A 13,665-nucleotide genomic window follows, 5' to 3' on the forward strand; every position below is an offset into this window, starting at 1 on the left:
CGGGTAGCCGGATGCCAGGCTCACTCAAGGAGGACATCATGCGTGAATCGGAGGTACGGGCCGTGGGGTGGGCCCGGTCGCTGCCCCTGACCAGCGGGGTACGGGCGGCCCGGCACTGGGCGCGGGAGCACCTGGAGACGCTTCGCTGGACCGAAAGCGCCCCGGACACCGTGGACGCCGTGCTGCTGACGGTCTCCGAACTCGTCACCAACGCCCATGTGCACGCGCGCAGCAGCGCTCAGCTCGTGCTGACCTGGGACACCGACTGCCTGCACGTGAGTGTGCACGACGCGTCCCCGCGGCTGCCGCAGGCCAGGCCGCCGAGCGAGGACCGCCTCGGTGGCCGGGGCATGTACCTCGTCGAGGCGCTCGCCGACAGCTGGGAGACGCGGCCCTGCCCGAACGGTAAGACGGTCATCGCGTGCTTCCGGCCGCCGACGGGCCGGGCCGCGGCGCAGGAGGAGAGCCCGGCGCCCGGCCGGGCGCCGTCGGGCTCCGACGCGTGAGGTGACGCGGGTCTCTTGAGAGAGTCTTGGCCCGTCCCGCAGGTGTGGACGGCCGTTGCCCGGAAACCCGGCACGTGTGACGCGCATAGGTTTGGTGGTTCTCTCGGTGGTGGCGGCGCTGGCCGCGGTAGGTCTCGCGGTGGGGGACTCCCCGTGGTGGTGGTTCGCCGGTGTCCCTCTCGTCCTGCTGGGCCTGCTCGGTGTGTACGACCTCCTGCAGCGCAAGCACACGGTGCTGCGCAACTATCCGGTCGTCGGACATGCCCGGTTCCTGATGGAGAGCATCCGCCCGGAGATGCAGCAGTACTTCGTGGAGCGGAACTTCGACGGCCGCCCCTTCGACCGGGACACACGCAGCATCGTCTACCAGCGCGCGAAGGGCACGGACGCCGAGGAACCGTTCGGCACGGAACGCGACGTGTACCAGAGCGGTCACGAGTTCCTGGTGCCGTCGATGGCCCCCCTGCCGGTGGCCGACACGCCGCCCCGTGTGCGGATCGGCGGGCCCGACTGCACCCGGCCCTACGACATGGCGCTGCTGAACGTGTCGGCCATGAGCTTCGGCTCCCTGTCCGCGAACGCCGTCCTGGCGCTCAACGGGGGCGCCGCGGCAGGCGGTTTCGCCCACGACACCGGCGAGGGCGGACTGTCGGAGTACCACCTGCGCCCGGGCGGCGACATCGTCTGGGAGATCGGCACCGGCTACTTCGGCTGCCGCACCGAGGACGGGGACTTCGACCCCGCGCAGTTCGCCGAGAAGGCGGCGCACGACAACGTCAAGTGCGTCTCGCTCAAGCTCTCGCAGGGCGCGAAACCGGGCATCGGCGGCGTGCTGCCGGGCGCGAAGGTCAACGCCGAGATCGCGAGCGTACGAGGTGTCCCCCAGGGCGAGACCGTCGTCTCGCCGCCCTACCACCGGGTGTTCTCCACCCCGCGCGAGCTGGTCCGCTTCGTCGCGCGGATGCGGGAACTGTCCGGTGGCAAGCCGGCCGGGTTCAAGATCTGTCCTGGGTCGCGGCAGCAGTTCCTCGCCGTGTGCAAGGCGATGCTGCAGGAGGGCACGACACCCGACTTCATCATCGTGGACGGCGCCGAGGGAGGTACGGGCGCGGCACCCCTGGAGTTCGCCGACCATCTCGGCACCCCCCTCACCGAGGGTCTGCTCACCGTGCACAACGCCCTCGTCGGCACGGGGCTGCGGGACCGGATCAAGGTGGGCGCGAGCGGGAAGATCGCGACCGGCGCCGACCTGGTCAAACGGCTCGCGCAGGGCGCCGACTACGGCAACGCGGCGCGCGCGATGATGTTCGCCGTGGGCTGCATCCAGGCGCAGCGCTGCCACACCAACACCTGCCCCACCGGCGTCACCACGCAGGACCCGCGCCGGGCCCGCGCACTCGACGTCGGGGACAAGACCCAGCGGGTCCGGCGCCTCCAGGAGGCGACGGTGGCGGGCGCGCTGCAGATCATGGCGTCCATGGGCGTCCGCGACCCGGCGCACCTGCGCCCGCACATGCTGCGCCGGCGCGTCGACCCGGGGACCGTGCTCTCCTACGAGGAGCTCTACGAGTGGCTCACCCCCGGCGAGCTGCTGAGCGAACCGCCGACCGCCTGGGCCGCCGACTGGGAGGCCGCCGACCCCGACCGGTTCACCGTGTGAGCCGGGTGAGTCCGCCAAGGGGCGTGCGCAGCCCGGGGACGCGCCTCGTCCGAGCGGACGCGGGGCCGGCAGGCCCGGGTCGCGGGGGACCGCGCTCCGACCGCTTCCTGACGGATGACTATCTCTTTTGCACGCCCAAGCTGATTCTTGTGTTCGAGTTGGAGGAATTCGTGGCCCGCACCGTAGCCCGCGTCATCGTCGACGCCTTCAGTGAACTCGGCGTCCGCCAGGTGTTCGGCGTCGTCGGGGACGCGCTCAACCCGCTGACCGACGCCATCCGCACCACCGAGGACGTGGAGTGGGTGGGGTGCCGCCACGAGGAGGCGGCGGCCTTCGCCGCCAGTGCGCAGTCCCAGCTCACCGGGAACCTCGGCGTGTGCATGGGGACGGTCGGACCCGGCTCCGTCCACCTGCTCAACGGTCTCTACGACGCGGCCAAGAGCCACACCCCCGTACTGGCGATCGCCGGCCAGGTGGCGCTGCCGGAGATGGGCGGCGACTCCTTCCAGGAGGTCGACAACGACGCCCTGTTCAGTGACGTAGCGGTCTTCCGCGCCACCATCTCCTCACCGGACCAGCTGCCCGCGATGCTGGAGTCAGCCGTACGCAACGCGCTCGGCCGCAAGGGGGTCGCCGTCCTCACGGTGCCCGCGGACATCGGGGGCCGGGAACTGGGAACGGACCGGCCCGCCCGCTTCTCGCTCAGTTCCACGGTGACCCGGCCCGAGGAGAGCGCCGTACGCGACGCCGTGAGGCTCCTCGACAGCGCGGAACGCGTCACCCTGCTCGTCGGCAAGGGCGCCCGCGCCGCCCGCGCGGACGTCCTCGCGCTCGCCGACCGGCTGGCGGCCCCGATGGTGCTGACCCTGAAGGCGAAGGAGGGATTCGAGGGGCCGGACAACGCCTTCCAGGTCGGCCAGACCGGCCTGATCGGCAATCCCGCTGCGGCCTCCGCGCTGCACGACGCCGACACCCTGCTCCTGCTGGGTACCGACTTCCCCTACCGGGAGTGGTATCCGCAGGGCAGGACCGTCATCCAGGTGGACACCGACCCCGCGCACATCGGGCGCCGCGTCCCCGTCGCGGCCGGGCTCGTCGGCGATGTCGGCGCCACGGTTCGCGACCTGCTGCACTACCTGCGCCAAGAGGGCGGCGGGAACCAGGGGAGTGCTGAGGGCGCGGACCCGGGACGTACGGACACGGCGGGCACCGGCCGGACGGCCGTGGACCCGGGAGGCGAGGGCCCGGCGCTCACCGGCACCGCCCCGGCGCACAAGGTCCGCGACCGCAAGCATCTGGACCGCGCCCGCGAGCACTTCGTGCACTGGCAGGAGGGCCAGGCGCGGCTCGCCGATCCGCGCCACGACAAGGGCGGTGTCGGCCGGATCCGCTCAGCGCTGGACAACCGGGAGCACGACATCCGGCCCGAGGCGCTCGCGACGGCCGTCGACCGGATCGCCGCCGATGACGCGATCTTCACCTCCGACACGGGGATGGCCACGGTCTGGCTCTCCCGGCTGGTCGAGATGCGCGGTACGCGCCGCCTGATCGGCTCGTACAACCTCGGCTCCATGGCGAACGCCATGCCGCACGCGCTCGGAGCGCAGTGCCTGGACCGGGAGCGGCAGGTGGTGGCGTTCTGCGGGGACGGCGGGCTGAGCATGCTCCTCGGCGACCTGATGACGCTCAAGACGGCCCGACTGCCCGTCAAACTGGTCGTCTTCGACAACCGTCGTCTGGGCATGGTCAAGCTGGAGCAGGAGCAGGCGGGGCTCCCGGAGTTCGGCACGGTGCTCGACAACCCCGACTTCGCGGCGGTCGCCACGGCCATGGGCATCACCGGCATCCGGGTGAGTGACCCGGCGGATCTGGAGGAGTCCGTGCGCAGGGCGTTCGACACGCCCGGCCCGGTGCTGCTCGACGTCCTTACAAATCCCGATGAGATCGCCGTCCCCGCCAAGCCGACGGCGGAGCAGGGCTGGGGCTTCGCGGTGGCCAAGGTCAAGGAGATCGTCCGGGGGCACGGCGGCGACGCGGCCACGGGCTGACCGCGCGGTCACAGGTCCCGGGGACACCGGCCCGGGGGAGGGGCGGCGCGGAGCGGGGGCCACCGGGGCGGCTGGTGGGCCGGCCCGGCGGCCCCGCTCCGCGCCGGACTTGGCCCCACCCGTCCGTGCCCTGGACGGCTGATCGAGGCTCGCTGTCCGCGGGCACCACGAAGGCCCACTGGTCAGAGGGGATCGGTGAACGAGACCGGCTTGCCTGTGGCGTGGGCGTAGGCGATCTCCCTGCTCGTGGACTCGCCGACATATCCGCCTGGGTTGACGACCAGAACCCGGTCAGCCAGATCGATCTTGCGCAGGTGGAGGGCGTCCAGCGCGGTCTTCTGCTCGTCGGTGATCAACTCGTCTGCTTCGTGATCCTCGGCGTGCAGGAAGACGCCCGGCGCGACGACGATGGCACCTGCGAAGGTCAGATCACGGTTCGCCGCGCTCATCTCGTCCACGAACCGGGCAGAGCCGCAGATGCAGACAATCTCAGGTCGGTCGGGCACGGCTCGGTCCTTCGGGTCGAACGGGAAACCGTCAGTGTACGCGTAGCCCTCACTTACGGGCATCCGGGCCGACAGTTCACGCAGCGAGATGGACGCCACGCGGCTGCACCGTCGCAGGCGGGAGGTGCGGCCCGTGCTGGGAATGACGCTGCCCGACGCCGACGTCCGGGGTGCACCCGGCTCACCGGCTTCCTTCGCCACCACTCACTGGGCGGCGTACGGATCCCCGCCGAGCCAGGTGGTGCCGTCCATCAGTTCGCGTACCGCGTCCAGGTGCCCGCTGTGGCAGGCGACTTCGGTCAGTACGTGGATCAGGATGTGCCGCACGTCGGGCAGCCGCCAGGTCGGCCAGATCTTCACGGGCCAGGCGGCGGGCTCCTGTTCGGGTCCCGCGGTGGCGAGCACGGCGTCCGCGCGCGTGATGGCCGCCTGGTAGCCGGCGAAGACCTCTCCGGTGCTCATCCCCTCGGGGACGTACCAGTGCGGCGCCGAACCCGCCCGCAACTGACCGGCCACATCCGCATCTCCCGCGATCACCCCGGAGAACCAGAAGAGTTCGACATCCAGGGTGAGGTGACGCAGCAACGCCAGACAGCTCCAGCCGCTCGGCAGTACCGGCCGCCGCAGATCCTCCTCCGTGAGCCCTTCGAGGATGCCGACGACGTGGGCACGCTGACGGTCCAAGGCGGCTTTGAGCGCGTCGAGTCCGGCGTTCACCGGGCAGCGCACAGTTCAGCGAGCCGTTCCAGGGTGCCCGCCATCTGTGTCTGCCACCAGGCACGCCCCTCGGTCACTTCCGTGCGTCTGTCCTCGGGCATGCGCGAACCGTCGAAGGTCTCGGTCACGACCGTGGCCCCTGCTCCGTCGGGGAGCAGGTCGAAGATCCACCGGTGGCCCCACGCGCGGACGGGCGCGGTGGCGTCCGGGTGTCCGCGACCGGGCCTCGTCTCCCAGCCGATGCGGCGGTCCCGCTCGTACTCCACGATGTGGTTGTTCGTCTCGTACGCGCCGTAGCGCTCGTAGTGCATCCGCATCACGAAGACATCCCCGACACCGCTCACCGCGCCGCCTCGGACGCAACCGCGCAGCATCCCCGAGCCGTCGAGGTCCAGATGCCGTCCGGGGTCGCTCAGGATCCCGAAGACCTCCCCCGCACGGGCCCCGATGCGCCGGGACACCGCCACCACGGCCTCGCCTGTCGTACCTGCCATCCCCGCTCCTCCGTCAACCGCAGAGCATCAAAGTGACTGTGACCCGGACGCTACACGGGGGGTATGACAGCGCTCGCTCGGTGTGTTCGCCGGGCCGTCCACTTCCGGCCGACGCGACGGCGGGTCTGGTGGACCCGGCGCGGCGCCCCCTCCGGCCGACGACGCTCCGTATCGGCACGTGCGGGCCCCACCGCTCCCGGCCGGCGCCTGTGACCAGGCCGTTTTTGTTGTGTGTTCTTTTGAGGCATCTTTGTCACCTTAAGGACCATATTTCCCTGCGGGAAAGGCGGGCACATGGTCGAGCAAGGGGAGCCAGGGGCCGTGGCCACGTCCGAGACGGCACTGACACCGTGCGATTCCGCCGGCGCCGCCGTGATGCTGGTCGAGGGGGAGCGCGGCAGGGTGACCGGATGGACGGGCGGCGCGGGGCGCCTGCTCGGGTACCGGGCGTCCGAGGCCGTGGGCCTGACTCTCGCCGAACTCGTCGTGGAGACGCGGGAGACGACGCGGGTACCGCAGCCGTCCCCGGGGGAGCGAAACCCCGACGACGTGCCGGAGGCGGCGGTCTCCGGTAAGCGGCAGCAGGTGGTGACCGGGCCCGGCGCCGTACGGGCCGACGCGCGGACGGCTCGCTCCGGTGGGAGCGCGCTCGCCCGGCGGCCGGGCGTGCCGCGTGCGATCGCCGCGGTGGAGCCGACCGCCGGCGCGCTCGCACTGCGGCACCGCGACGGCAGGACCGTACGCGTGCGGGCACGGTCCGTGCCGCTCCGGAGCGGCACGGACGCGGTCCGGTGGATGGTGCTCCTGGGCGGGGCGCCGGACGGGGACGGCGCGGGGGCGCAGGACGGCGCGAGGTCCGTGGACGGTGTGGACGGTGAGGGGCTCCGCCACGGCCAGGGCTGCGTGGACGGCGCGAGGCTCCGCCAGGGCCGGGGCGGCGCGAACGGCGTGGCGGACCTGGGCTGCGTGGGGGACCCGGACGGGGGAAGGGCCGCCGACGGCGCGACGGCTCAGAACGGCGAGAGCGGCGCGGACGGCGAAAGTGGCGCGGACGGCGCGGACGGCTTCGACGAGTCCGTGTTCCCCCTCGGTCCGATCGGCCGCTGCCTGCTGGAGAACTCGCCGGTGGCGCTGGCCATCTGGGACGCCGACCTGCGGTGCCGGTGGATGAACACCACGGTGAACCACGCGCGGAGCCCGTTTCGGAACCGGCGGATCGGCGTCCCGGTGCGGCAGGCCCTGCCCGGTTACGACCCGGACAACGTCGAGGCGGTGATGCGGCAGGTCCTCCTGGACGGGCGGCCCGTGATCGACCACGAGTTCCGGTGGCTGACCGAGGACAACGAGCAGCGGGAGCAGGTGACCTCCTCCACCCTGTTCAGGCTCGACGACGCGGACGGCACCCCCATCGGGGTCTGCACGTTCTCCACGGACATCACCAGGAGCGGCAGCCGGGAGCGGCTCGCCCTGCTCAGCGACGTGGGCCTGCGCATCGGCACCACCCTCGACGTGACCACCACGGCGCAGGAGCTGGCCGATGTGACGGTGCCGCTGCTGGCCGACTTCGCGACCGTCGATCTGGCCGAGTCGGTCCGCCTCGGTGGCGAACCGCTCGATCACCTGCGCCCGCGCAGCAAGCACATACCGGCGTTCCGGCGGGCCGGCGCGGCCTCGCTGCACGAAGGCACCCCGGAATCGGCGTACGCCGTCGGGGATCCCGTCTACGTGCCGGAGGGCTCGCCGCTGCTGGAGGTGCTGAAGACGGGGGAACCCTTCTACGCGCCCGCCATGGACACCTCGACAAGCACGTGGTTCGTCCACGACCCCGTGCGAGCGGAACTGGCGAACGCCTTCGCCATGCACTCCATGATCGTGATGCCGCTGGAGGCGCGCCGCACCATCCTGGGGGTCGCCGTCTTCATCCGCACGAAGGACCGGGACCCGTTCACGCGGGACGACCTGGAGCTGGCGCGGGAACTGGCGGTGCGGGCCGCGCTGCACCTGGACAACGCGCGGCGCTACACGCGCGAGCGGAGGGCCGCGCTCGCCCTCCAGCGCAACATGCTGCCCCGCGGCCTGCGGGGCGGGGACGCGGTGGAACTGGCCGCGGAGTACGTACCCGCGGACGGTTACGAGGCCGTCGGGGGCGACTGGTTCGACGCCATCGCGCTGCCGCGCGGCCGCGTGGGCCTCGTCGTCGGGGACGTCGTCGGCCACGGTGTGGAGGCGGCGGCGTCGATGGGCCGCTTGCGGACGGCCGTGCACGCCCTCGCGCTCCTCGACCTGCCGCCCGCCGAGGTGCTGACCTGTTTCGACCAGGCCGCCGTCAAGCTCTCCGACGAGAACAGGCGGCCTGACGGCTTCGCCGAACCCATGGTGGGCGGCACCTGCGTGTACGCCGAGTACGACCCCGCCACCGGGCTGTGCACGTTCTCCTGCGCCGGGCATCCGCCGCCCGCCCTGGTCGACCCCGACGGCGGTGTGCGCCACCTCGATCTGCCGGCCGGTACGCCGATCGGCTTCGGGGAGGGCGGGTACGAGGAGAGGGCCGTGCCCGTCGCGGACGGCACGCTCGTCGCGCTGTTCACGGACGGCCTCCTCAACGGCCGCGCGGCGGACCTCGACCGGGGTCTGGAGCGCCTGCGCACCCAGCTCGCGCGTCCGGCGGACGACCTCGGCGCCTACTGCCGGGGCGTGACCCATTCCATGACCGGCCACGAGCCGCAGGACGACGCGGCGCTGCTGGTGGCCCGCATACGCGGCAGGGCGGCGGTGGGGGCCCGCTGAGGGATCGTCCGATCGGGCCTCGCCCACCGGGGCCCGTCGCGCATCCGGTCCGGCGCGCCGTCGCGCGCGGGGACGCGGGAGTTACCGCGCGCCCGCCAGTACCTCGGCGGCGGCGACGCCTGAAGCCGCCGTGGCGCCGTGCGTGAAGATGTGCAGCGCGCCGGGGGCGCAGGCGCCGGGCAGGCCCATCTCCACCACGATCGCGTCGGGCCGTGCCACGGTGAGGTCCGCGAGCGCGCGGCCCATCCACGCGTGGCGTGCCGCGTCCCGGACGACCACCACGATGGGGCGCCCCGCGGCGGGCGCCAGCGCGTACTCCTGCAGGAGCGCGGCGCGCTCCGCGAGTTCCTGCGGGTGGACGCGGACGAAGGTCGTTCCGGGGAGGCGCTCGCGCAGCGGGACGGCGACGCCCCAGGGTGTCTCCTTGGCGATGGCGAGGTTCGTCGACGGCACGAGTTCCACCACGTGCGGCGCCGCGGTCAGCGGCAGGACGTCGTCCGCGGGTCCGCTGAGCCGGATGGCGCGGCGCGCCGCGACGTAGCCGATGTCGCCGCTCACCGGGTCCACCGGGACGGCGCTGCCCAGGCGGACCGACCAGTCGGCGAACTCCCGCACCCGCTCCGCTGCCTCCACGAGGCGCTCCTCGGGCAGTTCGCCCGAGCGGACGGCGTCCACCAGGGCGTCGGCGAGCAGTCGCGTGGTGGACTCCTCGGCGCTCTCGCCGCCGACGCAGACCGCGTCCGCGCCCGCGAGGACGGCCTTCACGGTGGCACCGCCGATGCCGTACAGGTTCGTGACGGCACCCATCTCGATCGCGTCGGTGACGATGAGGCCGTCGAAGCCGAGTTCCTTGCGCAGCAGTTCGACGAGGATGCGCCGGCTGAGGGTGGCGGGCAGGTCCGGGTCGTAGGCCGGTACCAGGAGGTGGCCGCTCATGACGGCGCGCACGCCGGCGTCGAGGGCGGCGCGGAACGGCGGCAGCGCCTGTTCGGCGATCCGGTCCAGGTCGGCCTCGTAGCTGGGCAGGCCGTGGTGCGAGTCGACGGCGACATCGCCGTGGCCGGGGAAGTGCTTGGCGCAGGCCGCGACACCGGCGGACTGCAGCCCCCGCACCCAGGCGCCCGCGTGCCGCGACACCACGGCGGTCTCGATGCCGAAGGACCGGACTCCGATGACGGGGTTGTCCGGGTTGGAGTTGACGTCGACGCTGGGCGCGTAGTCGAGGCTCACCCCGGCGGCGTGCAACTGGCGGCCCAGGTCGCGGGCGACGCACTCCGTCAGCTCGACGTCGTCCACGGCGCCGAGCGCGAAGTTGCCGGGCCGGGTCGAACCGGTCGCGGACTCCAGGCGGGTGACGTCCCCGGCCTCCTCGTCGATCGCGATGATCAACGACGGATTCTCGGCGCGGAGCTGAGCCGTCAGCCGCGCGACCTGCTGGGGGGAGGCGATGTTGCGCGTGAACAGCACGACCGATGACAGCCCGGCACCGATCGCGCGCAGGATCCAGTCCGGTGCCTCGGTGCCCGCGAAGCCCGGTTGGAGGACGGAGAGCGCGAGAGCGCGCACGTCCTGGTTGTGCTTGCTGGAGGACATCGACCGGGCCTTCCGGGGGAGTGCGGGACATATCGAGAGCAGCGGTGTGATTGGTACAGGCCAAAGGGATATTGGCCTAGGCCAATCGGGGTGTCAAGGGTGCGAGGCGTCGTGCGCGGTGCGCCTCGCGCGTGATCGCCCCCGCTGCGGTAGCCGGCCGCTCCTTCCCACGGGCCCCGACGCCGGGCCTTCCCGCGGGCCCCGACGCCGGGCGGGCGTGTGTGCTCGGGAACTCGGGGCCCGGGGTCCCGGGGCTCCCGTTTCTCGACCCCGGAACTGAACCTTCGCGGCTGCGCCCACGTCTGACGGGTGGGCAGTTCTTCCGCGACAACGCTCCGTTCTGGCCCGGATCGTTTCGAACGGGTGTGACGCTTGTGCGTTCCGGGTAACGGATGTGCCCGATTTCGCTATTGACAGGGGAAGTTGGTCTAGTCCATTTTGGTGGGACGCGAGTGACGCAAGAAACGGATGTGACGAACCGGCCCGCCCGGTCCCGACCATTCACCGAGCGGAACCGAACGGACACCCTCGGGTGTCCATGGCCCGTCGAGGGCAGCAAGCGCAAGGGCAAGTGCAAGGGGCGAGAAGCTGGTGCTGTATGCGCGGAGAACCACACCGACTGCGGCTGACCGCTCGACGCGGCAGTGCGCGCCCCCCGACTCCCCGTCGCTCTGAACCCCGCCTCCCAGCGCCGGCGCCCACCCTCTGCCCGTCTGTCCGACCGCCCGTCTGAGGCTTCGGAGAGGCCCCCACCAGTCGGTGTGACAACGGCGCCCTGTCCCACGGCTGTGCGCGGCAGCCACCGGCCCGGCTCCGAACCTGACGGGTCCTCGGAAGCCGTTCCCCCCACTGACCGTGTGTGCCCCCACACCGGATCCCTCCCGGCCCCGTTCGCGTGCCGGAGGCGATCCGTTCAGTGACATCGACACAAGAACGAGCCTTGGAGCGACTCCATGCAGGCATCTGACCGCTATCTGTACCGGGTCCCGTCGGACGTCCCGTATTTCAGCAGGGACGCCGACACCTATCTGGCACAGACACCGCTGCGGGAACTCCGCAAGGAGCACAAGCTCCGCGTGCTGTCGGAAGAGGACTTCACCTTCTGGCAGACCTACGGCTACATCGTGGTCAAGCAGGCCGTACCGACCGCGGTGGCGGAACAACTGCTGGAATTCGCCTGGGATTTCCAGGGCCTCGACCCCCAGCGGCCGGAGACCTGGTACGAGGAGCGGGAATACCGCTCGGACCTCGACCGCGAACTGCACATCTACGGCTTCGTGGAGGCCTACCAGCACCAGCTCATCTGGGACAACCGCCAGGCGCAGCGCGTCTACGACGCCTTCGTCGACGTCTGGGACTGCGAAGAGCTCTGGGTGACGCTGGACCGGCTCAACCTCAACCCGCCCAACGTCAGGACCCGTGACCGCGCGCTCATCCCGTCCACCGAGCGCGGCTTCGACATCAAGCTGCACTGGGACATCGACTCCACGCTCGGCGTCGTGCCGCAGCGCGTGCAGGGCATCATCGCGCTCAACGACACCAAGCCGGACCAGGGCGGCTTCCAGTGCAACCCGGAGCTGTTCCGCCACTTCGACCGCTGGAAGGTGGACCAGCCCGCGGACCGGGACCCGATCAGGCCCGCATACGACCCGGCCGAGTTCCCGGTGGTACGTCCCGACCTGGAGGCGGGCGACCTGCTGATCTGGAACGGCGCCCTGGCCCACGGCGTGGCACCCAACATCTCCACCGACGGGGTGCGCGCCGTGCAGTACCTCTCGATGATGCCCGCGCTGGAGTCCCACGAGGAGCTGCGCCGCTCCCGCGTGAACTCGTGGCGCACCCTGAGCACCCCCGAATGGAACGGGACACTGCTCGGCGACCGGGACAAGCACGAGTCGCTGCGGTACGGCCCGGCCGAACTGAGCGATCTGGGCTCCAAGCTGCTGGGCCTCACGTCCTGGACCGGTGAGCGGTTCGACGAGTCGACCGGGGACGGGACATGCGCAGAATCTGCCTGACACTCCCCACCAACCGGGAGTGCGCCGGGACGATAGCGGCCGTGCACGAGGAAGCCGCCCACGCCGCACGCCACTTCGACGTCGAGGTGCACCTGCTCGTCCTGGACTCCTCCGGCGCCGCCGACTTCGCCGCGCACGCCGAGGCCGTCCGGCGGGCGCCCCGGGTGCCCGGTGTGGTCGTGCACCACCTCGGGGAGAGCGGACAGCGCGACTTCCTGAGGCGGGTGATCCGCCACGCCGACGTGCCCAAACCGGACCTGATGCTCGACCTCATGCTCCCCGGGGGCGTCTCCTACGGTGCGTGCACCAACCGGGCGTTCCTGATCGCCGCAGCGCTCGGCTGCCGGTCCGTGCATCGCAGGGACTCGGACAGCCGCTACCAAGTGCTGGACGGCGCACCCGTGTTCCCCATCCACCACGAGCTGATGTCGCTCGGCAAGCGGGCCGGCGACGCGGCCGGCGGCGTCACGTCGAGCGACCTTGACCCGCGGTACGCGGACCGGCCGGTGTCGATGGTGGCCGGCTCCTTCGTGGGCGAGCTCTCCGTCGACATCGGCGAGATCCAGGAGCTGGACCCCGAGGTCTACGTCGACGTCGTCAGCCTCTGGGCGCCCGTCGACTGGAGTGACAAGCAGAAGCGGGACCTCGTCGCGGAGTCCTTCCGCGGCGCGGGCACCGAGGCGTTCACCGCCGACCGGGCGACCCTCACCGTCGTCGACCCGATGCGGATCGACATGTGCAACATCAGCTTCCACGCGGTACAGGAGCAGTTGCCGCTGCCGCCGGCCACCGACACCATCGGCAGCGACTACTTCCTCATGCACGTCGTGCATGACGCCGGACTGCCCGGTGTGCTGCACAACCGCGACATCGTCAACTTCTACACGCCGGAGCGCCGCACGGGCGCCGGCTTCACCGCGTACCAGACGCGGTTCGTGAAGTTCTTCCTGTCGATGCTCTACTTCAACGCGCTGTACGACCGGATGGCGCGGACCGGCGGGGCGCTGCTCGACGCGGACCACCGGCTGCGGGTGCCCCTGATCGCGGAGATGGTCCGCGAGAGTGCCGCTCACGACCGTACGGAGAACGTCGAGCGGCTGGACACGCTCGATGCGGCCTACCGCAAACTGGGCGGGAAGTACGCCGACTTCGCCGACTCCCTCGCCGGCCGCAGGGAACGGCTGCTGGACGAGGCGCGCGGCGACATCGAGGACTTCGCGTTCCTCATCGAGGAGTGGGGCCCGCTGATCGACGCGAGCCGTGCCCTCGGACTCGGCGGGACCGGCGGACCGGACCCGGCCCGCCCCGGGGACGGGCAGCCGGCTTGAGACCGCCG

10 protein-coding genes are annotated in these 13,665 nt (G+C 71.7%); 6 read left to right on the forward strand and 4 right to left on the reverse strand.

All coding sequences use genetic code 11. The features are described from left to right. Nucleotides 1-38 precede the first annotated feature (38 nt). The 3 genes from OG310_RS30665 (at nucleotide 39) to OG310_RS30675 (ending at nucleotide 4,214) form a co-directional block, all read left to right on the forward strand. Nucleotides 39-506 (forward strand): ATP-binding protein, encoded by a 468-nt coding sequence (locus OG310_RS30665; RefSeq protein WP_329459084.1) that lies wholly within the window; start codon nucleotides 39-41, stop codon nucleotides 504-506. A gap of 76 nt (nucleotides 507-582) precedes the next feature. Beyond that, nucleotides 583-2,166, forward strand: coding sequence for an FMN-binding glutamate synthase family protein (locus tag OG310_RS30670; RefSeq protein ID WP_329459085.1), 1,584 nt, complete (start codon nucleotides 583-585; stop codon nucleotides 2,164-2,166). A 170-nt stretch (nucleotides 2,167-2,336) separates the two neighbouring features. Next, nucleotides 2,337-4,214 (forward strand): thiamine pyrophosphate-dependent enzyme, encoded by a 1,878-nt coding sequence (locus OG310_RS30675; RefSeq protein WP_329459086.1) that lies wholly within the window; start codon nucleotides 2,337-2,339, stop codon nucleotides 4,212-4,214. Between the two features lie 182 nt (nucleotides 4,215-4,396). On the opposite strand, the gene OG310_RS30680 is transcribed toward OG310_RS30675, so the two are convergent. The 3 genes from OG310_RS30680 to OG310_RS30690 form a co-directional block, all read right to left on the reverse strand. Next, complete coding sequence (locus tag OG310_RS30680; RefSeq protein ID WP_443078767.1) at nucleotides 4,397-4,819, reverse strand: hypothetical protein; 423 nt, start codon at nucleotides 4,817-4,819, stop codon at nucleotides 4,397-4,399. 105 nt (nucleotides 4,820-4,924) lie between these two features. After that, nucleotides 4,925-5,437, reverse strand: coding sequence for a DinB family protein (locus OG310_RS30685; RefSeq protein ID WP_329459087.1), 513 nt, complete (start codon nucleotides 5,435-5,437; stop codon nucleotides 4,925-4,927). Next, the gene (locus tag OG310_RS30690) at nucleotides 5,434-5,931 is read right to left on the reverse strand and encodes an SRPBCC family protein (protein ID WP_329459088.1); all 498 of its coding nucleotides are present in this window, start codon (nucleotides 5,929-5,931) and stop codon (nucleotides 5,434-5,436) included. Before OG310_RS30690 ends, OG310_RS30685 begins: the two co-directional genes overlap by 4 nt. 321 nt (nucleotides 5,932-6,252) lie before the next feature. On the opposite strand from OG310_RS30690, the gene OG310_RS30695 reads away from it, so the two are divergent. After that, the gene (locus tag OG310_RS30695) at nucleotides 6,253-8,718 is read left to right on the forward strand and encodes a SpoIIE family protein phosphatase (RefSeq protein WP_329459089.1); all 2,466 of its coding nucleotides are present in this window, start codon (nucleotides 6,253-6,255) and stop codon (nucleotides 8,716-8,718) included. A gap of 81 nt (nucleotides 8,719-8,799) precedes the next feature. Here the strand turns inward: OG310_RS30695 and OG310_RS30700 are convergent, their stop codons facing one another. After that, nucleotides 8,800-10,311: a glycoside hydrolase family 3 protein gene (locus tag OG310_RS30700; RefSeq protein WP_329459090.1), complete on the reverse strand. Its 1,512-nt coding sequence runs from the start codon at nucleotides 10,309-10,311 to the stop codon at nucleotides 8,800-8,802. Between the two features lie 953 nt (nucleotides 10,312-11,264). Between OG310_RS30700 and OG310_RS30705 the strand changes: the two genes are divergently transcribed. Both OG310_RS30705 and OG310_RS30710 read left to right on the forward strand, forming a co-directional pair. Next, entirely contained in the window at nucleotides 11,265-12,329 is a 1,065-nt protein-coding gene (locus tag OG310_RS30705; RefSeq protein ID WP_329459091.1) for a phytanoyl-CoA dioxygenase family protein, read from the forward strand. Then, a complete protein-coding gene (locus OG310_RS30710) occupies nucleotides 12,311-13,657 on the forward strand; it encodes a DUF6271 family protein (protein WP_329459092.1) in 1,347 nt (448 codons plus the stop codon). Before OG310_RS30705 ends, OG310_RS30710 begins: the two co-directional genes overlap by 19 nt. Nucleotides 13,658-13,665: the final 8 nt, after the last annotated feature.

It is taken from the genome of Streptomyces sp. NBC_01497 (genome assembly GCF_036250695.1).
GTDB lineage: Bacteria > Actinomycetota > Actinomycetes > Streptomycetales > Streptomycetaceae > Streptomyces.